This is a genomic window from Dyadobacter flavalbus, from assembly GCF_006149045.1.
In the GTDB taxonomy this organism is placed as follows: domain Bacteria; phylum Bacteroidota; class Bacteroidia; order Cytophagales; family Spirosomataceae; genus Dyadobacter; species Dyadobacter flavalbus.
On sequence record NZ_VBSN01000038.1, the window covers coordinates 613,441 to 636,265 of the forward strand.

The 22,825-nt window shown below is 44.7% G+C and carries 16 protein-coding genes; 8 read left to right on the forward strand and 8 right to left on the reverse strand.

What is annotated here, in order from left to right; all coding sequences use genetic code 11:
* Positions 1-396: 396 nt before the first annotated feature.
* On the forward strand, positions 397-2,583 hold the full coding sequence (locus tag FEM33_RS14235; protein WP_161597130.1) for a phage head spike fiber domain-containing protein: 2,187 nt from the start codon (positions 397-399) through the stop codon (positions 2,581-2,583).
* 170 nt (positions 2,584-2,753) lie between these two features.
* Here the strand turns inward: FEM33_RS14235 and FEM33_RS14240 are convergent, their stop codons facing one another.
* Entirely contained in the window at positions 2,754-4,592 is a 1,839-nt protein-coding gene (locus tag FEM33_RS14240; RefSeq protein WP_139012664.1) for a T9SS type A sorting domain-containing protein, read from the reverse strand.
* Between the two features lie 354 nt (positions 4,593-4,946).
* Positions 4,947-5,837: an SDR family oxidoreductase gene (locus FEM33_RS14245; RefSeq protein ID WP_139012665.1), complete on the reverse strand. Its 891-nt coding sequence runs from the start codon at positions 5,835-5,837 to the stop codon at positions 4,947-4,949.
* Between the two features lie 308 nt (positions 5,838-6,145).
* Here FEM33_RS14245 and FEM33_RS14250 point away from each other — a divergent pair, with 308 nt between their 5' ends.
* A complete protein-coding gene (locus FEM33_RS14250; RefSeq protein ID WP_139012666.1) occupies positions 6,146-7,123 on the forward strand; it encodes a 3-keto-disaccharide hydrolase in 978 nt (325 codons plus the stop codon).
* Positions 7,124-7,195: 72 nt separating this feature from the next.
* Here FEM33_RS14250 and FEM33_RS14255 read toward each other — a convergent pair whose 3' ends face one another.
* The gene (locus tag FEM33_RS14255; protein WP_139012667.1) at positions 7,196-8,551 is read right to left on the reverse strand and encodes a Gfo/Idh/MocA family protein; all 1,356 of its coding nucleotides are present in this window, start codon (positions 8,549-8,551) and stop codon (positions 7,196-7,198) included.
* Between the two features lie 325 nt (positions 8,552-8,876).
* On the opposite strand from FEM33_RS14255, the gene FEM33_RS14260 reads away from it, so the two are divergent.
* Entirely contained in the window at positions 8,877-10,250 is a 1,374-nt protein-coding gene (locus FEM33_RS14260; RefSeq protein WP_139012668.1) for a hypothetical protein, read from the forward strand.
* Between the two features lie 319 nt (positions 10,251-10,569).
* Here the strand turns inward: FEM33_RS14260 and FEM33_RS14265 are convergent, their stop codons facing one another.
* Positions 10,570-10,782 (reverse strand): hypothetical protein, encoded by a 213-nt coding sequence (locus tag FEM33_RS14265; RefSeq protein ID WP_139012669.1) that lies wholly within the window; start codon positions 10,780-10,782, stop codon positions 10,570-10,572.
* Between the two features lie 266 nt (positions 10,783-11,048).
* On the opposite strand from FEM33_RS14265, the gene FEM33_RS14270 reads away from it, so the two are divergent.
* Positions 11,049-12,767, forward strand: coding sequence for a hypothetical protein (locus FEM33_RS14270; RefSeq protein WP_139012670.1), 1,719 nt, complete (start codon positions 11,049-11,051; stop codon positions 12,765-12,767).
* 171 nt (positions 12,768-12,938) lie between these two features.
* Here FEM33_RS14270 and FEM33_RS14275 read toward each other — a convergent pair whose 3' ends face one another.
* On the reverse strand, positions 12,939-13,730 hold the full coding sequence (locus FEM33_RS14275; RefSeq protein ID WP_139012671.1) for an FkbM family methyltransferase: 792 nt from the start codon (positions 13,728-13,730) through the stop codon (positions 12,939-12,941).
* Between the two features lie 429 nt (positions 13,731-14,159).
* Between FEM33_RS14275 and FEM33_RS14280 the strand changes: the two genes are divergently transcribed.
* The 4 genes from FEM33_RS14280 (at position 14,160) to FEM33_RS14295 (ending at position 20,182) form a co-directional block, all read left to right on the forward strand.
* Positions 14,160-14,690: a gluconate 2-dehydrogenase subunit 3 family protein gene (locus FEM33_RS14280; protein ID WP_139012672.1), complete on the forward strand. Its 531-nt coding sequence runs from the start codon at positions 14,160-14,162 to the stop codon at positions 14,688-14,690.
* 278 nt (positions 14,691-14,968) lie between these two features.
* Positions 14,969-16,702 carry a GMC oxidoreductase gene (locus FEM33_RS14285; RefSeq protein WP_139012673.1) on the forward strand — a complete coding sequence of 578 codons (1,734 nt, stop codon included), beginning with the start codon at positions 14,969-14,971 and terminating at the stop codon, positions 16,700-16,702.
* A 127-nt stretch (positions 16,703-16,829) separates the two neighbouring features.
* Complete coding sequence (locus tag FEM33_RS14290; protein ID WP_139012674.1) at positions 16,830-17,966, forward strand: MFS transporter; 1,137 nt, start codon at positions 16,830-16,832, stop codon at positions 17,964-17,966.
* A gap of 101 nt (positions 17,967-18,067) precedes the next feature.
* Entirely contained in the window at positions 18,068-20,182 is a 2,115-nt protein-coding gene (locus tag FEM33_RS14295) for an alpha-amylase family protein (RefSeq protein ID WP_139012675.1), read from the forward strand.
* A 25-nt stretch (positions 20,183-20,207) separates the two neighbouring features.
* Here the strand turns inward: FEM33_RS14295 and FEM33_RS14300 are convergent, their stop codons facing one another.
* The 3 genes from FEM33_RS14300 to FEM33_RS14310 all read right to left on the reverse strand — a co-directional run bounded on the left by FEM33_RS14300 (position 20,208) and on the right by FEM33_RS14310 (position 22,808).
* Positions 20,208-21,398 (reverse strand): acetyltransferase domain-containing protein, encoded by a 1,191-nt coding sequence (locus FEM33_RS14300; RefSeq protein ID WP_139012676.1) that lies wholly within the window; start codon positions 21,396-21,398, stop codon positions 20,208-20,210.
* A gap of 247 nt (positions 21,399-21,645) precedes the next feature.
* Positions 21,646-22,215, reverse strand: coding sequence for an NADPH-dependent FMN reductase (locus tag FEM33_RS14305; RefSeq protein ID WP_139012677.1), 570 nt, complete (start codon positions 22,213-22,215; stop codon positions 21,646-21,648).
* Between the two features lie 17 nt (positions 22,216-22,232).
* Positions 22,233-22,808, reverse strand: coding sequence for a YceI family protein (locus FEM33_RS14310; RefSeq protein WP_139012678.1), 576 nt, complete (start codon positions 22,806-22,808; stop codon positions 22,233-22,235).
* Positions 22,809-22,825: the final 17 nt, after the last annotated feature.

Genomic DNA, 22,825 nt, shown 5'->3' on the forward strand with positions numbered 1-22,825 from the left:
CGGTTATCATACGATTTTCAGCATAATATAATAACATTCATCACAACTGTAAAATGGCGATTTTTCTGATCCGCGATGTCAACATTCTGAGAACTTTTTACGTAACTACTTATAAATGTTTGCATTTTGTTGAGAATTTAAATCGCTTTTTTTGAAACCGACAATTATTTTATGTATATTTTGAATAAAGGCGCGTTTTTTGTTGTTATCCAACATACTACGCATTAATCAGACATCAAGTATTGCAAAAAGCCATCAAACAAAGCCCCTGATTCCGGAAGCCTTGTTTTTTAAATCACACTACAATCATTTCTATATTGCTCGTAATAATATCATATGGATGCAGAAAATCTACTCCCTCTAAAAGCATTTGATTTTAGGCATGTCCCTCTTTCTATGAACACTGACCTTTCTTTTTCAAGGGAAGGTGAAGCCTCTTTTTATGGATCCGACGGTTATCTGCATTTTGCACTTCCCGGAACAAACTGGCTGATCGACAGCCTCAGAATGACTGATCTGCCGTGGAGCAACATCGGCGTAACAGTTTCAGAAATCAACGACAAGAACATTTCAGGGAACTTCAACTTTGTAAAAAAGCTGGCCGAGTCGAACGGAACGGGAGAACACAGAATGTCACAGGAAGTGAATGTAACCATGGATATTCCGCTGACGATCAGTGTTTACGTTAAGGCCGGTACCAGAAATATGGTACAGTTCAGCTTTCTGAATGCCGCCACTTACACCGGAGGAAATCCGGGGATGCGGGTTAACCTGACGGACGGAACCATTACTTCGAAAAGCTCCAATATTATTTCCTGCGAAGCCGTTGACAGCGGAAACGGCTGGTGGCGGCTTGCTGTTACCGGCGTTCCGGATCTGGGAACGGAATCCGGGCTTCACATTTATATACTCGATGAAAGCAACGCCGTCAGCTATAATGGAAATCCTGATAAGTACATTTATATATGGGGCGCGCAGTTTGAACAGGGGTTCAAGCCATCGGCTTTTACACCGACAACGACGGCTCCCTATTTTGGATTAAGATACAATTACACTCCTGCTTCCAAGCCTGTTCTGGCCGGCGTACTCATAGAACCTGCGGGTACAAACCTGTTTTTATATTCGCATACATTTAATCAGAATGCCTGGAAAACGAAGGATACCAGGCTTAATCTCGTTTCGGAACGCTCGCCGGACGGGACATTGAATGCTTACAAATTAACCGAGGTCGCCGGTTATTCTTCCCATTATCTGATTCCGGAACCGATGGTGGAAACGGAACTGGGAGGTGTTTATACCATCAGCGTTTTTCTGAAGGCAGCCGGACGCAACTGGGCCTATTTCAACATCAACGGCGTTACGGCACATTTCAATCTTGCAAACGGCATCCTTGGAAATCTGAGCTTTAAAATTGAATCTGCTGCAATGGAAAGCGCAGGTAACGGCTGGTACCGATGCTCGTCCACGTTTGTTTCGGTGACACCGGTTGCTTCCATCAGGATCGGTACCGAAATTGAAAATGCGGAAATGGTCTATACCGGAAACGGCACAGCCGGAATGCTGATCTGGGGTGCCCAGCTGGAAAAAGGCGATAAAACGACAAGCTATATCCGGACCACTGATAAGCCTGCTTCAAGGAGTGCAGACAAGGTTGTACTGGCCCGCCCTTCATCCAGTGTTCCGCTTGACATGTACATTCAAAGAAAGAACGGCGGTATCTGGATGAGTGAACAAACTGACGATCATGAAGTTACAACTTCCAACAGTGAAGTTCAGCTTATACAATACTATAATCCGGAAATGCCGGATGTTAAAAAAGAAGAAATATCCCAAAGCCTTTTTCCGCAGGAGTATGGCTACTTTGCAGATGATTCCGCACAGGTAATGATTTTTGGTACCGAGTACAAAGCACAAACACCGAACAAGCCGTGGTCGCTGCAGAAAGCCTACAACAAAACTTCTCCTACTTTTAGACTGCAGGTTAAAAATGGCGACAGGTGGAGCGGTGATATCAAAACCATGCGGTCGCGGGAACGTTCCGAAATGTATCAGAAGAGCGCCAACCTACCTTTCGATCAGGATGTCTGGGTTTCTTTTGCAATTAAAATAGAACCGGGTGAGGCGCTCAATCTTTCTGACAATGATTTTTGCATTATCGGCCAGTTTCATGCGAGTGAAGATGCTGACGATGTAAGTTCCGCGCCTATTCTCGGCCTGCGGATGGAAGGAGCTGATACCATACGTCTGTATACGTGTTCCACAACCGAAAACCCGCACACGGTAGGACCGCCAATCGTTCCGAGAGCATTCAGCAGATTTACCCGCGGCATATGGCACCGAATCGTTATCCGGGCGAAATTTTCACCTACCAATGCAGAACTGCAATGGTGGAAAAACGGCGAAGAACTGATTAATCTTACCGGCATTGGCATGGGTTTTCCGGACAAAACCGGTCCATACTGGAAATTTGGCGTATACCGGTCCACGATGCGGCAGACACTTGCTGTGGAGTATTCAAATATGGAACTGAGCTACACAACCTCGCTTCTCCCGCGGGTAAAGCAACCACTGATCATTATATAGCGTTTCTGAACATTGGAAAAAAAGACTGTCTCGCAAACTGGGGCAGTCTTTTTCATACATTCAACAACAGCCGGAAGTTCATTTTAAGATTTCAGTGGGATTTTTCATCCGCAATATGGATTTCAGGATCGTCCGTTTAGACAGGCAAAGCTGGCTTGTAAGCCAGCTTTTTACTTTTTCACAATCTGGTGCCTACTTCCGGAGCCATCCTGTTTGGTTATGAACAACGTATACAATCCAGCCTGCAAATGCCGGATTTCAATTTCACTAACAGGTAAGTCAGACTTAAACACCTGCTTTCCGACTGTTGAAAGTAAGGCTATATTTTTTATTAAATTCCTATCCGCAGCTTCAATATAGATCTTTTCTTGTGACGGATTAGGATAAACTGAAAAAGATGATCCGGATATTTCAACATCTACGTTCTGAATGCGGCTGTAAGTAAAAGTCCGGTCCTGATCAATCATTTTCAGCCTGTACAAATTCCTGCCTTCCGCAGCAGCATTATCAATAAAAGAATAATCGCTTTCTGCTTTGGAGTTGCCGGCAGATTGTACACTGCCAATTGTGAACCACTGTTTTCCATTATGGCTGCGTTGGACTTCAAAGCTATTGCTGTTTTCTTCACTCGCAGTTTTCCATTCCAGTTGTACATTTCTTTCAACTGCCTCGGCTGTGAAGCTGATTAGTTCTACCGGGAGAACTACATCATTATTGTAACGCGCAAGTGCAAAATCGTAATCATTGCCATTCTTAGTATAACCGGCAACAACGATTTTCCCATTTTTCTGAAGAGCCATACTGGTTCCAAAATCCCAATTGCCTCCAAAGTCAGTCATGACTTTCCCTCCGATACCAAAGGTATTATCTAGGGTTCCATCCGTATTATAACGTGCAAGTGCAAAGTCCAGAGTAGTTCCGTTATTTCTGGCTGTAAATCCAAATGCCAGAATTTTCTGATCCGATTGCAGTACCATAGAGGCAGGAATATCATCTGTATTATCAAATGTAGTTAGTACTATACCGTTGTTACCAAAAGTATTATCTATACTGCCGTCACTATTGTATCGAACTAGTGCAAAATCATCAAAGCCGTTATACCAAGGATTTGCTTGGCCTAGTAAAAGAATTTTGTTGTCAGCCTGGACGGCCAACGAAAGGCCTATATCATGTTTTTTTACCAATGTTTGAACAATTCCACTATTGCCAAAGCCATTGTCAAGATCACCATTGGAGTTAAGCCTCAGTAAAACAAACCTATAATCATAATTTCCAGTTTCTTTATCAATATACACTTCTGTAAAACCAGTTGCCAATATTTTCCCATCGTTCTGTAATTCAGCAGATCTAATTGATTGCCATGAACCCGATTCTCCAATGTTAAATGAAACTTTACCGGATGAACCAAAAGTGTTGTCAAGAGTACCATTTGGAAGGTATCTTGCAAAAGCAACGTTTACGTCAAAGCTTATATCTGAAATTCCACACATTATAATTTTACCATCCGGCTGCAAAAGAACCTTATTTGCTTTTTCATTGGTATTATTAAAATCTGTTGTAACAACGCCGCCAGTTCCAAAACCCAGATCTCTGCTGCCATTGGAATTGTATCTAACCATTGCAAAGTCATAATTGGCACCATTCCAGCTGTAACCTGCAGCTATAATTTTCCCATCAGATTGAAGTACAATCGAGTATGGAATGTCTTCATTAATGCCAACCGGAGGACGTACGATTCCTGCATTACCGAATGAATTATCCAGAGTTCCATCTGTGTTATAGCGAACCAGTGTAAAATAAGCATTATAATCTACTGGAGTACAGTACCCGCCTACTACAATCTTTCCGTCAGGTTGTATCAGCATGGATGTAGCGATATTTCTTGTCTGATCAATGTTTGTAATAACCTTTCCATTCTGTCCGAACGTTGGGTCCAAGGTGCCTGATTGTGCAAATAAGTGAGTTGTGATTATAAAAACTGAAAATGTGATGAGGAAAAGTCTGATCATAAGATTCGTATTTTAAGCGTGTGCAAATGGTTTTGTTTAATACCCGAGTGGAAGTAGCAATTCGAGTTGATGGATTAAAGAAACCTAAACTTTATGAATCCGGAAATCACCAAGCCTTGTCAGTTTTCAACCGGTAATTATGATTATCCGAAAGGGGTTTTAAAATCTTAAAAATGGAGCCGAGGAGCGCGGGTAGAAAGTTTAACACAAAATCACAAACGTTCTCAATACAGCATGAAAAAGCCCCGTTCTGCAAGCGAACGAGGCTTTTCAATAGTTTAGACTTTGTTTCGGATGAATATTTTTGTCCTTTGATTTTCAGCTTATTAAGCAACAAAAATCAACTTTATCCCATTAAATTGTCGGTGTACCGCCTGTAACCTGTATCGTGGAAGCCGTCATGTAGCTGGAATCTTGAGAAGCCAGCAATACATAAGCAGGTGCAAGTTCCGCAGGCTGTCCGGCGCGCTGCAACGGGGTATCCGAACCAAAAGATTTCACTTTTTCAGGCGGCATGGTCGATGGAATCAGCGGCGTCCAGATCGGGCCGGGCGCCACACAATTGACACGGATGCCTTTTTCTCCCCACAACTGTCCCAAACCGGCAGTAAAATTCTGAATGGCGCCTTTGGTAGAAGCATAAGCCAATAATCCGGGCGATGGCCTGTACGCATTTACAGAAGTAGTATTGATAACGGTACTGCCAGGCTTAAGATGCGGCTCGGCTGCCTTGCACAAGTAGAACATCGCAAAGATATTGGTCCTGAAAGTGCGGTCGAGTTCTTCGGCACTCAGTTCCTGCAGAGATTCGTGCGACATCTGGAAAGCTGCATTGTTCACCAGAATATCCAGTCCGCCAAGTTCATTCACGGCACGTTCCACAATTTGCTTGCAATGCTCCTCTTCCTGAATATCGCCGGGAACCAATATTGCTTTTCTGCCGGCCTGCTCTACATATTTGGCTGTTTCTCTGGCATCTTCGTCTTCATTCAGATAGGAAATCAGTACGTCGGCGCCTTCACGTGCAAAGGCTATGGCAACGGCTCTTCCAATTCCCGAGTCACCGCCGGTAATGATTGCTTTTCTGCCCGTCAACTTGCCGGAGCCTTTGTAGGAAGTTTCTCCATGGTCTGCCTGCGGGGTAAGCTGCTCTTCGTAGCCCGGAACCGGCTGTTCCTGATCCGGAAACGGCGGTTTTTCATATTGCTCTAACGGATTCTGCATTTCGTTGCTGCTGTTTTCCATAATGGTAAGTTTTAGTTAAAAATTGATAACGGCAATCGTATTGCCAACAGAATTCACAAGAAAGAAAATCACAGTTTTCACACAACGCTTTGCATGGCATACCTTTGATTTTCATCTTTCCGGCTACTTTTAACCGAATGCACTCTGCCCTACAAATATGATGCCGCAATCCGAACGCAATGCTTTAAACAATTCCTGTTTATCCTGTTTGACAAAAATCATTATTCAGGAATTCCGGGTTTTGATGCCGGCAACGCAGTATATTTCACTTTTATAAGTAAATTGACGCTTTTAACTTATAAGCTTGTATGAACCAATTATTCCAGACCAACCTGCACCGGCGTTTCCGGTTTTCTCTTTTACCCGCACTTACTCTGCTGCTGGCCGTATTTACGCTGAATACTTACGGCTATGCATCCAAATCTTTGGCTTCTCCGCTGGAAGGACGGTGGGATATCACCATTGATGTTTCCGGCAAACCTTCTCCTTCGTGGCTGGAAGTGAGGCATTCCGGAACACATACGCTCGTCGGGCAGTTTACCGGGATTTCCGGAAGCGCCCGCCCTATTTCCGAAGTCCATTTCAAGGATGGAAAAATGAGCTTTGAAATTCCGCCGCAATGGGAAAGAGGCGACAAAAACCTGACTGTGGAAGGAACGCTCGCCGGGGAAAAATTATCGGGCACACTCACAACGCCTGACGGAAAAACGTACAGCTGGAACGGCGTACGTGCGCCTTCTCTGAGACGGCAGTCGCAGCCTTCATGGGGAAAACCAATCAAGCTGACAGAAGGAAATACAATCAAAGGCTGGCATGCAGCAGGTGAAAACCAGTGGATTGCAGAAAACGGCATTCTGCGCAGCCCGAAATCCGGTGCCAACCTGATTACAGATGAAAAATTCAATGACTTCAAACTGCATGTGGAATTCCGTATTCCGAAAGGAAGCAACAGCGGCGTGTATCTGCGCGGCCGCTACGAAGTGCAGGTTACAGACAGCAAAGGCATGGAACCGGCGCTGGATCAGCTTGGCGCCATTTACGGCTTCATCAGCCCTACGGAAATGATGGCCAAAGATCCGGGTGAATGGCAGTCATTTGATATTACACTGGTGGGCAGAATGCTGACGCTGGTTACAAACGGTAAAACGGTGATCTGCGGACAGGAAATCCCCGGCATAACAGGCGGTGCACTGGACAGCAACGAAGGCGAAGCCGGCCCGTTGTACATTCAGGGCGATCACGGCCCGGTGGAATACCGCAATATTGTGATTACTCCTGCCAAGTAATTTCAGACATGTTTTTCAAACGCAAAAAGCAGCCGTTCCCGGCTGCTTTTTGCGTTAATGACCTTTATATTTTCAGCCGATTTCCGGTTCCGGACCGCGGTGTTCCGCCACTTTAACGGCAGCATTTATTTTTACAGGCTTTCCTTCCCGGGCCGACTGATAAATGGCTTCCATCAGCAAATGATCCTGCAGACCTTCTTCTCCCGGCGTAAAAGGCTTTGTATTTTTAAGGATACATTCTGAAAAATGATCTATTTCAGCAGCAAACTGGTTGTTTTCTGCCATGCCGATATTTTCATGCAGTTCCAGCTTGCCGTTTGCCTTGGCGGTCGTAAGATCCTGTCCTTTATAGGCGTATGCTTTATCCATATTGAGCCAGCCACGTTCGCAATGTACGCGGTAACGACGGCTTTCATGCACGTTATAATTCGTAGCGCAACTGGCAATGACACCGCTCGGAAAGCGCATTTGCCAGGAAATAAATTCCTCCACTTCCGTAAATAACGGATTTCCGGGCGTGCTGTACTGATAAGCAAATATTTCAGTCGGTTCTTCGCCGAGGATAAAACGGGTTGTATTCAGGCAGTACAGGCCGATGTCGGGCAAGGCGCCGCCTCCGGCCAGTTTCTTTTTATGCCGCCAGTGATCCGGATTTGCGCTGCTCTGACAATTGGCAGCCTCCACAAATTTTGCCGGGCCGAATTCCTTTTTCTGAAGCAATTCTCTCAGTTTTCTGTTATGCGGCTGATACTGGATACGGTAGGCAATCATCAGTTTCACGTTTGCCTTGTTGCAGGCATCAATCATTTCCCGGCATTCTTCGGAAGTATTTGCCATTGGCTTTTCACATAAAATGTGTTTTCCTGCTTTGGCACCGCGTACGGTATATTCCTTGTGCATACCGTTTGGTAAAACAATGTAAATGACATCTACTTCCTGGTTGTTTTTAATCTGGTCGTACGTTTCGTAGCTGTAACAGTTTTCCGGTTTCACGCCGTATTGCGCGGCTACTTTCTTCATTTTGTCCGGAGTACCGCTCACAAGCGCAGCCAGTTTTGACTTTTTACAGGTATGGATAGCCGGTATGATTTCTTCCAGTGACAAATGCCCGAGCCCTACAATGGCATAACCGATGCGCTGATCCGGCGGAAGCGGCATGGGTACCGGTGCAGATTGCTGATCGTACTCCGATTTCCATTTTTCCAGCACAATCTGATCTTCCTGCTTGTACGGGACCATTGTTGCAGGCGAAACCGGTTTTTTAACCGTTTGTGCAAGAACCCTGTCTTTACCGCTTGTGGCCACCAGATTTCCCATTGCTCCGATTGCAACATACTTTCCCGTCATGGACAAAAAACCTTTGCGGGAAATATTTTCCTTTTCCTTGATGTTTGTTGATGAAGTATCAGTCAGTTCATTTTCTTTCATTATAAAATTACTTAGCTGTTGATAAAGCTTCCCATTGTTGATGTACTGTAAACCGGAAAAATATTATACCCGGCCGGCTGTAAACGTAGCGTTTCAAAATGTATGAAACTTCTTCACAAAGCACTTATCAAACTAATTTACAGGGGATTGTAGCAAGAATTAATTTTGCTTTAAAACTTGAACAGAAGTATACAAAAGTCCGGTTTATTGTTGTTAGCAATAGGGATAATCAGTTTTTTTAGGCTAAATTTTACAAAAGAATCAAAGTCTTTGCGCCGTATTTCTGATTACTAAACACCAACTGGACAGCACATCGGGACTCTTTATGAGCAAGCACTTACACGAAAAAAGCGCCTGGATAGAAAATGCGCCGGACGACAACGAACGCCATCTGATCAAAATACAGCATAAAGGTCTGGGTGCTTACAGAATCCTGAAAGATTTCCATTCCGGCCTACTGAATAAAAAAGCAGAAAACCAGTATCATTTATGGGATAAACAATGGAGTGAAATTTCAAGTCAAAATGATGATTTTATTTCAAGAAAGAAAAATGCTGCACTCGCCGAGGAAGCAACCGTAAATGCCAGAAAGGTGATTCAGGAAATAGAAGACATTGCCATTGAAACGCCCCGATTGCAAAGCGGAGATCTGTACTGGAACCAGCTGACTGATCATTCTGCATTTCCGGAAACGGATCCCGCCGTGTTGCTTGAGCGAGAACTGCTGCATTTCAATGAAGTTCCCGAACCCGCACTGCATGCCCTTCCCGAAAAGCCGGACGAAGCTGATTTTATTTCAGATCTTTCTTTCGCTGCAAGGAAATTAGGTTTTCTGGCAGACCGAAAGATGGCAAGGCAGCAGAAAAAATACCATGAAGCCATGGCCAAATGGGAAACGCAAACCGCAAAGCTGAACAGTGAAAATGACAATCTTCTGAAAATTTACAGAGATGAAAAGTCCCGGTTCGAAGCCGGCCGTCAGCAGCTCATTGCCAAATATGAAAAAGCAGGCGCAGTCTGGAAAAGGAGGAAAACGGAATTTTATAAAAACCAGAATGAGCTGAATGCCTATGTCACTAATTTGCGTCAATCCTACGCATACCATGAGCCGGCAGCCGTTGTTGCCTATAATGAACTGATTCTAAATAACACATCGTATCCTTCCACCTTTCCGAAAGATTTTGATCTGGAATATAACCCGGAGACAAAGATGCTCGTTGCCGAGTATATTTTACCATCGCCTTTTCACTTTCCACTTCTGAAAGAGGTTAAATACAACAGCTCGAAAAAGGATTTTGAAAATCATTATTTATCCAGGGAACAGCTTGCCGGACTATTTGAAACTACTCTCTATAAAATAACACTGAGAACATTGCAGGAGTTGTTCCGTTTCGATGAAGCGCATGCCATTGATACGGTTGTATTCAATGGCTGGGTTGAGTCAATTAATAAAAAGACACGCAAAGCAGTCGCAGAATGCATATTGTCGGTAAAGGCAGATAAAAGTGGATTCCAGAACAGCAATTTTACAAACGTTAACCCGAAAACCTGCTTTGAAATTCTGAACGGATCAGCAGCAGGCCATTTGATCGATCTGGTTCCGGTAAATCCGATTGCTCAACTAAATCTTTACGACAAGCGTTTCGGTCCATCCCACGGCGGCTTACTTTCCGAAAATTACAATTTCGTTTCTGTTTGATTGTTAAAGTTTCAATCGGAAAAAAGGCGGCTCCGCAGGAGCCTTCTTATGCACAACTTTTTTTGGATTTTCTATAAACAGGCGGCTCCGCAGGAGCCACATGGCCCGGCAGGGCCTTCCTGTTTGTGGCAATGTTTTTGTTTTGATGGTTTTAAACTCGGGAGAAGTTGCCTTACTGGAAAAAGGCGGCTCCGCAGGAGCCTTCATATGCACAACTTTTCTTGGATTTTCTATAAACAGGCGGCTCCGCAGGAGCCACATGACCAGCCCGGCAGGGCCTTCCTGTTTGTAGCAATGTTTTGGTTTTTATGGTTTTAAACTAGGCAGAAGTTGCCTTACTGGAAAAAGGCGGCTCCGCAGGAGCCTTCTTATGCACAACTTTTCTTGAATTTTCTATAAACAGGCGGCTCCGCAGGAGCCACATGGCCGGCCGGGCGGGGCCTTCCTGTTTGTAGCAATGCCTTTGTTTTATGGTTTTAAACTCGGGAGAAGTTGCCTTACTGGAAAAAGGCGGCTCCGCAGGAGCCTTCATATGCACAACTTTTCTTGGATTTTCTATAAACAGGCGGCTCCGCAGGAGCCACATGACCAGCCCGGCAGGGCCTTCCTGTTTGTAGCAATGTTTTGGTTTTTATGGTTTTAAACTCCGCAAAAGTGGCCACGACGAAAATACCCGGCCATATACCACAACAATGTTCATAACTGCCAAAATACCATTTCATACGTTTAATCCCGATCTGATTTCCTGATGTATTTTCATTAATTTGCAATTATCATTTCCCAAGATGAATTTAGATTATGAAAAATATACTTCTTCTGTTCCTGTTTCCGGTCCTGTTGCTTTCAGGCATTCTTTTCGTTTACAGAGGAAATAATTCCCGGCCGGCCTTGGTGCCGGAAAGTATAACCATGTGCAGCTCAGGATCCGGAGCAAATGTGAGTACGGATGCCAATGGAAAGTCTGTTTCGGCGTTACCGGGTTGGGGTAAATATTCTTACACAGTTTCAACTTCCAAAGACAGTGCACAGTATTACTTTAATCAGGGCCTGAACCTGTATTACAGTTACCATATGAAAGAGTCGTTGGCATCTTTCAGGGAAGCTGCCCGTATTGATCCCGGCTGTTCCATGGCATTCTGGGGACAAGCGCTGGCTATGGGGCCCTATTACAATGCGGCACATGCTTATAAAATGCCCGCCGAAGTACAGCCTGTATTACAGCAACTCTATCAGGTTTCGGACAACGCAACAGCAAAAGAAAAAGACCTGATGCAAGCCATGGCGCTTCGTTACACAACGGATGCTGCGGACACAAAACGAAAAGAACTGAATCTTGCATACGCTTCAGGCATGCGCAAACTGATTGAAAAATACCCGGATGATCAGGATATCAAAATGTTGTATGTGGATGCGGTTATGCTTATTCACGCCTGGGATTTCTGGAACAGTAACGGATCTGCAAAGGAATGGACCGAAGAACTTGTTCAACTTTGCGAAGGCACCCTCAGGAAAAACCCGGATCATCCTGCCGCGCTGCATTATCATATTCATCTTACCGAAGCATCGCATCATCCTGAAGTTGCGCTGCCTAATGCCGACAAGCTGAAAATCCTGTTTCCGGGCGTTGCGCATATGGTGCATATGTCAAGCCATGAATATCAGCGCAACGGACTTTATGCGAGTGGCGTTGAAGTAAATGATCTTGCCGACAGCAACCTGCTGCTTTATGATTCGCTCGCAGCACACCTTTCGCTGAACAAACACAGTGCGCATTATTTTGCGGTGCAGACTTACTGTGCCATGAGCGGCGGCATGTACGAGACGGGAATGCGTGACGCAATCCGATGCCGCAACACAGTTTCGCCTAGTCATGAAAATACATATGATCAGTATTTGTACATGCTGCCTCAGCTTACGTTGGTCCGGCTGGGCAAATGGGATGAAATCTTGAAAGACAGTTTGTTGCCTGACGCAAGCTGGACATACGCATCGCTGCTTCATCATTTTTCCAGAGGTATGGCTTACGTAAATACGGGGCATACGGAACTGGCATTGAAAGAACTGGCAGATTTACGGGTTAATACAAAAGATAAAATTCTGGAAAAGCGCCGGATTCCTTTTAATGCGCCGCTTCCGATTGCACACATTGCAGAAAACATTCTGAATGCCAGTATCTTATATGCTCAGGAAAAACCGGATGCCGCTCTTGCATCGCTGCGGAATGCAATTGAATTAGAAGATAATCTGATCTATACCGAGCCGAATGACTGGCCGCTTCCGGCACGGCAATACCTGGGTGCTATTTTGTTAAAGATTAAAAAGCCTGTGGAAGCAGAGAAAGTTTACCGTGAAGATCTGATCCGGAATCCGGGAAATGGCTGGTCGCAAGTCGGATTGCATCGAAGTCTGGAAATGCAGAAGAAAAACAAACAACTGGCTGAACTGAAATCCGGTTATAAAAAGTCATTTTCCCATGCCGAAGTAATTCCGCCTACATCAGTGTATATGAAATTTTAACGATAAAGTTTTCGGTTAAGATTTCCTTTTTAGATTTTAATCAACCGACCAACAAAAAAAAGCTACAATTCAGTTTGGACGATTTGAAGTTTCAGCATTAGCTGTTTTTTTCAAATAGCAGTCAGTTCGAGTTATAAAATAGATCATTTTGGTAAATATCTGCCTGTAATCTTATTTATAGCAAAAAATGTTAATGGCCATGTCAAAAGATTCGCAAATAAGATTTGTATCAATAAACGGGCTTCTTCTTACGCCTGATTCTTTAATATAATAATGAAATCCGATATCTTTTATCATGTTTAGCAATTCATGAAGCGTTTGAGGCTTATTTACATCATTATGATACTCAAAGAAAAAAGATCCGACTTGAGAAAGCTTATCTTTGCAATCTCTCAAAACGGTATCCTCAGCACCTTCAATATCAATTTTCAAAAAATCAACTTTATCTGTTAAATAATTCGATAATCTTAAAGTATCAATTCTCGTTGGTTCCTGATTTTCATAAGACATTACAACTCTCCCTCCCATTCCTTTATCTGTATAAAATTCCAGGGTTTCTTCTTTGTTCCAGATTGCTTTTTCAAATAGCCGGACATTTGTCAGATTGAAAGTTTCTACATTCTCTTTTAAAATAGCAAATATTTCTGTTTCAGGCTCAAAGGCGTAAATAAGATGATCAGGATAAGTTCGGGCGAAATAAAGTACGCTTAAACCCATATTTGCGCCACAATCCAGAATGACATCTTTTTCCGGAACCGGTTTGAAATGATATATTTCATTAATAAAAATTTCATTGTAAGTATTAACAAAGCATTCTGTATCATGAAATTTGAAAGGTTTCTCAAAAACATGGGCAAGATCAACTGTAAATCTGGGCAGCTTCAATATTCGCTCCATTTCCTTTTGTAATGGCGTAAGCCTTGATTGCCTGATCTTTTCTTCAACAATACTTCTTAAACCCATAGTCCGTTAGTAAAAGGTAAAATGTTGTGAATGAGACTTTGTAATTTTAAGCTTTTAAAAACTGTAAATGCATTTTGTTTCAAGGTCATATCTAAAAAAATATCTTTCCTGAAAGTTCAGGAAAGATATCTGCATTATTTACTCAACGTTCCTCTATTACTTAACCTTCAAACTCGTACATCAATCCAATGGTAAAATAATTGATGTCTTTATAAGCCCTGGTTCAGAATATTATTCAAATATGGTCACTTGGGATTTATTTTAAAAAATGCGATGAGCCAACGGCAGAGCTGACTGAACTTACGGATCAAGGAAGTAGTTTTGACGATTTTTGTCTTCTTGATCGTTGATGCTGATAATACGGATCTTCATGCTTATATTTAAGTTCGATTTATAAATTATTCCTATTTTTAATTAATTTCTTACATAATGAACCGTAGAGAAGCTGTTCAAACATTAACCTTCCTGCTGGGAGGTACGATATCTGCTCCCCTGATGGCCGGCATCATGGGTGAAAAACTGAATTTCGGACCATCGGTGGAAGTTACAGACCAGCAGGAAGCTTTACTGGCAGAAGTTGCGGATGTGATCATTCCCACAACCGGAACGCCGGGAGCCAAAGCAGCCGGTGCAGAAAAATTCATTACCCGGATCATGCGGGATTGCTATAAGGAAGAAGACCAGAAGAAATTCTATGACGGTCTGGAAAAAGTGAACGGCCAGAGCAAGGAAGTTTACGGAAAAGGATTTACCGAACTGGATGCTGCGCAGAAGATCGATATTGTAAAACGCACTACTGTCTCCGACAAACCTTTCTTTTTACAGATGAAAGGCCTTACGCTGACCGGATATTTCACTTCGGAAATCGGTGCAACGCAGGCACTTGACTATTTGCCGGTTCCGGGCAGATTTGATGGAAGCTGGCCCATGCCGAAAGGTCAGAAAAGCTGGGCGCTGTAACATGTAAAAATGATCCGGCAGATTGTCATCAAACCCACTTAAATAATGACCATTCATGACAACTTAATAACAATTCATACCCATTGATTACAATCCATGACAATCATTGACAATTAAATGACCATTCATGACAATCAATGACAACTCAATAACAATTCATACCCATTGATTACAATCCATGACAATCATTGACAATTAAATGACCATTCATGACAATCCAAGGCCACTATTTACAATAAATGACAATCGCTGACCAATACCCATAAAACTCTTAATAAATGGCGAATTTAAATATTGACGCAGTAAAAGAAATTACATACGATGCCATCGTAATCGGTTCGGGCGTATCCGGCGGCTGGGCAGCAAAGGAACTTACGGAAAAAGGTCTGAAAGTGCTGATGCTTGAAAAAGGCAAAAACCTGGAACACGTATCCGGTTACGAAAATGCCATGAAAGCGCCCTGGGAAACCAAATATAACGGCAGGCTTACCGTAAAACAGATTGAAACACACCCGTTCCTTTCCCGCGATTACCCGTATAATGAACTTACGGAAAATTACTGGATGAACGACATGGATTCTCCATACGAGGAAAAGAAACGCTTCGACTGGTTCCGGCCGAACATTGTCGGTGGAAAATCCATTATGTGGGGACGCCAGTCGTACCGGCTGAGTGACATTGACTTTGAAGCAAACCTGAAAGACGGCATTGCCGTTGACTGGCCGATCCGCTATAAAGATATAGCGCCCTGGTATTCATACGTTGAAAAACACGTCGGGATATCAGGTGAAAAACTGGGACTGCCGCAGCTTCCCGACAGCGACTTCATCCCGCCGATGGATATGTATTTTGTGGAAAAAGAAGTCCGCAAACGCCTTGAAAAGGAATTTCCCGGACGTACCATGACCATTGGCCGTGTTGCCAACCTGTCGCAGCCGACCAAAATACAGCTGGAAGGAGGCCGTGCCCCGTGCCAGTACCGCAACCGTTGCGCACTGGGCTGTCCGTACGGTGCCTATTTCAGTACGCAGTCGAGTACGCTTCCGCCGGCTGTAAAAACCGGCTTGCTTACCTTGCGCCCGGATTCGGTGGTAAGGGAAATCATTTACGATAACAAAAAAACTTCCGGCGGCGCAACCGGAAAAGCCACAGGCGTGCGCGTTGTGGATACCGTTACGCTTCAGGAAAAAGAATATTTTGCCGGACTGATTTTTGTCTGCGCAAGTGCGCTTGCCTCCACTGCACTGCTGCTAAATTCCACTTCCGACCGTTTTCCGAATGGGATGGGCAATGATTCCGGCGAGCTGGGCCACAATCTGATGGATCACCATTTCCGCACCGGCGCAAGCGGCGTTTGGGAAGGCGATCTGGACAAGTACTATTTCGGCCGCCGTGCAAACGGAATTTATGTGCCGCGTTACCGCAACATCGGTTCTGACAAGCGTGATTACCTGCGCGGATTTGGTTATCAGGGCGGCGGCGGCCGTCAGGGATGGCAGCGGAACATTGCCGAACTTGCTTTCGGAGCCGAATTCAAGGAAGAACTGACCACGCCGGGCAACTGGACTATGGGTTTTGGCGGTTTTGGTGAAACCTTGCCGTACCATGACAATTACATGTACCTGAACAAGAACAACAAGGATAAATTCGGAATGCCGGCTGTTGTATTTGACGCAGAACTCCGTGAAAACGAGAAAAAAATGCGTGTGGATATGATGAACGATGCTGCCGAAATGCTTGAAAAATCAGGTGTTAAAAATGTAAAAACATACGATAACGGATCTTACCTCGGCATGGCGATCCATGAAATGGGAACAGCCAGAATGGGACGCGATCCGAAAACTTCGGTTCTGAACGGTTTCAATCAGATCCATGCGGTTAAGAACGTATTTGTAACCGACGGCGCAGCCATGACCTCGGCGTCATGCGTGAACCCGTCGCTGACTTACATGGCGCTCACAGCACGTGCCGTTGACCACGCTGTGAAGGAATCCAAAAAGAAGAATATCTAAATTTCCCTATGCCTGTCGGTAAGTAACTTCCGGCAGGCTTTTTTATCATACGGCAATCAGTTAAAATGATCAGAACTGCAGATTTCTACTAATTTGCAGTTCTGATCATTTTTTTAATCTTCTTTTCATGGATCAAGTATTACAAATCAGTGCTGCCAGAAGAGCTACATTGCTCATTTTCCTCGTTTGCGGAATCGGCCTTTCAAGCTGGGCCCCAATGGTTCCTTTTGCAAAAATCTCGCTCGGCCTGAATGAATCCGACCTCGGCGTTGTGCTGCTTTCGCTGGGTGCGGGCGCCATTTTCACCATGCCGATGACGGGAATCCTGATCAATAAGTACGGAAGCAGAAAAATTGCGCTGATTGCCGCTTTTATCATTGCCATACTGCTGCCCATGCTGCTGATGGCCAAAAATCCGTGGCAGCTGGCGGCTGCACTCTTTGTTTTTGGAGCCGGCATTGGCTGTATTGATGTTTCCATGAACGCGCAGGCCGTACTGGTACAGGAACGTCACGGCAGCCACATCATGTCTTCTTTTCACGGCATGTTCAGTCTGGGCGGCTTGATTGGTTCCATTGGCCTTGGCTTTCTAATCAAAGCGGGCTTGTCCCCAACTGTCGCTGCGGTCAGCATTTCGGCTTTGCTGATCCTGATTGCTGTGACACAGTCCCGCTATTTGCTTCCGCATTCCGAAGAGGCAAAAATAGACAGTACCGGTTTCCAGTTGCCCAAAGGTCCGGTTTTATATCTGGGGCTAATGTGTTTTGTACTGTTTCTCGCCGAAGGTTCCATGCTGGACTGGAGTGCTGTATTTCTGCAGTTTTCAAGAAACTTTGATCCGTCGCTTTCCGGCGTCGGTTATGCTGCATTTTCGGTTGCCATGGCAATTATGCGTTTGACTGGTGACAAAATCATTCATCGCATTGGTTCTGCGAAAGTGGTGTTTTACGGCACGATGCTGGCCGGTTCCGGATTTCTGCTGGCCGTTCTGGTGCCTTCGTCTTTGGCTGCCATTGCCGGCTTTGTACTGGTCGGACTGGGTGCGGCCAATGTCGTTCCCGTCTTTTTTACTGCCGCCGGCAGTTTTCCCAACATTCCTCCTTCTATTGCATTGTCAGCCGTTACAACGCTTGGCTATTCCGGACAGCTTGTCGGGCCTGCGTTCATCGGTTTTATTGCCGAGGTCACCTCCCTTTCGGTTGCGCTGGGCATTGTCGGTGCGCTGCTTTTTATCGTGGCTTTTACATACAGGCACCGGGATTGATCCGCAGTAAACGGACATTTAAACCCTTTCCCAGCCGGTTACAAAATCAGTAGATGACAAAGACCAGCCGTCTTTTCTTCAAAATGATCTTCAAATTACGGATGAAAAAAATTTCAGTGCTGCTCTGCATTTGGTTAGGTGCCGGTTCTCTCTTTGCCCAAACTGTTAAAAAAGAAGATTTCTGGTGGAAGAAAAATAATCTCCGCGTTATTCAGATGAACCTTCCGGCGTACGAAGGAGCCACGATCCATGCAGATTCCATTGTGGCAGACTTGGTGCAGTATTCGGCCAATACGCTGCTCATCAATGCAGGCGGTATCATGGCATTTTACCCGACCAAGCTTGATTTTCATTATCAGAATCCTTATTCCACCGATAACCATGTGCTTGGCGACATCATCAGGAAATGCCATGAGAAGAAAATCCGGGTCATTGTCCGGTTTGATTTCAGCCGGGTGCATGAAAGCATTTTCAAGGCGCATCCCGACTGGTGCTATATTTCACCCAAAGGCGAGCGGATCATTAATACAGACATGTACGTAGTTTCCATCAACGCGCCATATGTCCAGGAAAAAGCTTTTAAAATCATTGAAGAAGTCATCAGTCTTTTTCCGATAGACGGGATTTTTCTGAACATGCCGGGATATCAGGTCAATAATCCGTATGAAGGCAAATACCACGGCATTGATCAGAATGATTACGACAAGAAGCGTTTTGCAGCATTTTCAGGAGGGATGAAGTTGCCAACGGAGGAAAACAAGGCGGATACTTTATTCCAGAAATATCTTGAATTCAAAAAACAAACCGTTGAAGACTGGTCTGAACGCCTGCATAAGCTGGTAAAATCCAGAAACAGCCAGATTGCAATCTGTACGTATTCCGACAAATATGTTGATATTATCCGTCATGAATCACAAAGCATGACCACGTTGCCTTACTGGCCTTATACTGCTTCGGACAACGTTGCCAATGCCGTGAATTCTTTTCCGGAACATATTATCAGCAATGCCAGTATCCAGCAAATTTCGTTTCAGTCGCGCTATAATGCTGTCGAACCGCAGGAAGTACAGATCAGGCTTTATGAAAATATGGCGAATGGCTCGGGCCTGGACCTGAGCATGATGGGCGATATGCGCGGCTATGAAGACGAGCGGAATTATGACGTAATCCGGAAAGTATATGCCTTTCATCAGAAGCATGAGCCTTATTTCGGAAAGTACAAGTCCGTTGCTAAAATAGCTGTTATTGCCCCCGGCGCATGGCCCAGCGGCGATCCGATGCAGGAATACCGCGGCATTCAGCTGATGTTAAAGGAAGCGCATATTCCGTTTGATATCATTGAAGACGGACAAATTGCCAATCTGGCCGAAAAAGTAAAAGGTTACAAATTACTGATCCTTCCGGAAATTACTTACCTGAAACCGGAATCCATCGCAACGCTGAAACAGGCGAGCAGACAAGGCACCAGTCTGATTGCAACAAGCCGCAGCCTGTTCGACAGTCCTGAAACCTTGCAGGAACTGTTCGGGGCTAAAATTGAAAAGAAAGACAATGACGGCGCAGGAAATTACCTTGTTCCGGACGACAGGAGCATCTTTAAAAGATTTCCGGGACAAAAAATGCTGTTCTGGAAATTCAATCTGGGATTATACGATCTGAAAGGTGCAGATCAGCAACTGCTTCCGATCCTTGCCAAAGGCCGTCCGGGTCCGCCTGAAATCATCGGCGGCCATGACCTGACAGGTTACTATGCAATGGGAATCAAAAATCATGAAAAGAGCAAAGCTGCCATTTTTCCCGTAAATCTTGGAAAGCTATACTATGTACATGGCTATCAGGAACATAAAAATTTACTACTGGATGCAATTGATTATATTTTGCCCGAAGCCAAGGAAACCGTTCAGACCAATGCACCCGAACGTGTGGAAGTCATCGTAAAGGAATTTATAAAAAATACGGATGCAAATCGGGAGAAAAAAACGAGTGAGGGCATGATTCTTCACCTCGTGAACCTTACGGGTTTCAGCGGTAACACCTATTTCGAACCTTTGCCCCTTTATAATCTCCAATTCAGGATCAAATCGGATAAAGCGCCGAAAAAAGTGTTCGGGCTGGCGAACGGAAAGGCAGTTAAATTTCAGGCAAAAAACGGTTTCATCCATCTTGAACTGGACAAACTGGAAGGATTTGAAGGCATTGTCATGGAATGGAACTGAAATCTGTGAGCTATTCTGATTTTCCTTAAAGGTAACTCAGCCACGGAGAACGCTTACGGGCTTTCAGGTTTCCGAACCATTTGCATGGAAAATACATGAGCACCACAACGGCGATCCATATCAGGTATACGTAACCCAGTTCGTAGCCAAAATCGGCAGGCCTGAACTTGAAAAACAGATCGGGAGCCGTAGCCTGCTGCCAAGTGTAGCCGGATGAAAGCACCGCAACCATCGTCAGGATATGGATGAGGTAAAAATGGCCCAGAAAGTAAAAGAACGGCACTCTGCCGTAAACGGTCAGGATTCGGGCGATGCGGTTGCTGCTGTTTTCCGTAAACGCAAGCAGAATCAGCAGCGGCCCTTGCGTCATCAGCGTAAAAAGCAGCGAAGGCGGATATTTGGTAACGTTCAGAAAGGAAAGGAAAGTCCTTGAACCCGTTTTTTGTCCGGACCAGTGTACAGGATCGCCGTAACCGTTTGCCAGCCTTATTACCACAAACAATACCATGGCAGTCAAGCCTGCGTAGATCAGGATATTATGTCTTTTCTGTTTCGGAAAACTGCTTTTGTAAAGCGTTCCGAGGCCGTAACCCACAAGCATATGCCCGGCCCAGGGCAGAATCACGTACATAAATGCCAGCATGCCGCCGTCGCCCCGCGGATAAAACCTTGCTCCGCCTGTGATCAGGATTCCGAGAAAAATGTCCAGTGCCGAATTGGGAGCAAGCTTGATATAGTCCAGCAAATTATGGCCAAACAAAATAACCAGCCCGATCATCAAAATGCTTTTCGGACTGAAAACACGGATCAGCAGCCCAAGTAACAGCATACTGCATCCAAGCGACCAGAGTACGGCCAGAAACGTCGTTTTGAAAGTTATATCAAAGGAAAAGGCAAAGGTCATGAAAGTAATTTCCACGAAAACCAGCCAGAATCCGCGTTTGATCAGAAAAGCGGAACTTTCCGAAGTGCTTTTATTTTGTCCCGACAAGTAAGCAGAAATACCGGAAAGCAGTAAAAAGGACGGTGCGCAGAAATGCGTGATCCATCGTGTAAAAAAAAGAGCAGCCGTTGTCGTTTGCGGATCGAGGGGATCGGCCGTAAATGCCGTAATGTGAAAATAGTCACGGACGTGATCCAGTGCCATAATGACCATAATGGCGCCACGGACGGTATCAATGGAACGGATGCGCAGACTGATTCCGGCAGTACTCATACAATGGATCTGTTTGAAAAACGGATGATTTATGCAGTAAAAGCAACGTGGTAAAACGATTTACTTGCTATAAACTCCGTACTGTATTCAGCTGAATATACCGCCGGCAGGCACGATGTAAACGGGTTGTATCAAAGGGCAAATCATGACAATGACTGTCAAGACCGGTTTCAAAAATATAACCAGGCAACCTGACAAGATTACCTGGTTATATCAAACCTTTATTAGGCTTTCCGGAAAAGTGGCTTTACTGATTTTCTCTGATCCCTTTTAGGCCCTTCGTCCATCTGACAATACCATCCAGCATGGCCTTTGCCGCTTTCACCGAAGTTTCATTCACGACAAATTCTCCCTGTTCATTGATGTTATTGGTAAAGAACGGAAAATTGACCGCTTCGGTCAAAGGCACCATTTTGAACGTTGCCAGGTCTCCTTTCAGGCTGTTTGCCGCGCGTGTTCCCGCACTTACGCCACCATAGCTTACAATGCCGGCTGCCTTGAAATGCCATTCCTGAACCAGGTATTCCAGCGCATTTCTCAGCGGAGCAGGATAATTGAAATTATACTCTGCCGTTACGAAAATAAATGCATCGGCTTCATCAATGGTTGCGCTCCATTTTTTGGTATGCTCATGTTCATACTTGCGCATGGCCGGATGGTTCGGCTCGTTCATCATCGGGAGGTTCAATTCCCCAAGATCGAGCAACTCTACTTCAAAACTGCCGTGCTGGCGTGCAACTTCCAGAATCCATGCTGCAACCAAAGGACCTTTTCTGCCTGGCCTTACAGTGGACGAAATAACTTTAAGCTTGTACATAAATCGGTTTGAATATTTTAATTGGCAGGACCGAATTCACCATCGGCGATAATGGTTACTTCTTCGCTGAGCATAGGCGCAGGAAATTTTGCACCAATACCGAAATCAGCTCTTTTTACTGTTCCGGTTGCACGGAAACCGGCAACCGGTTTTTTACTCATCGGGTTCGTAACGGTTCCGCGGTGCGTAAGTTCAAGCGTTACGGGTTTGGTAACGCCGTGCATGGTCAGATCGCCGGTTACCTGAAATTTGTCCTTGCCTGCACTTTTAACCGTACTGCTCTTGAAAGTAATTTCCGGATTAGCAGCTGCATCAAAAAAATCGGCCGATTTCAAGTGTTCATTGCGCTTGTCCACACCCGTATTAATAGATTCGGTTTTTGCTGTAAGTGTAAATATGGCATCGCTGAAATCCGGTTTTGAAGCCGTAATCGTTGCATCAAAGTCGGTAAATGCGCCGGAAACGGTAGAAACGCCCAGATGCGTGATGTCAAATTTAAGTTGCGAATGTGCCTTGTCGCTTTTCCATACAGACTGTGCGGAAACAAAAAGGGAGCAATTCAGGAACAGGAATACAAGTACCAGCTTTTTCATACGTATGGATTGTTTAG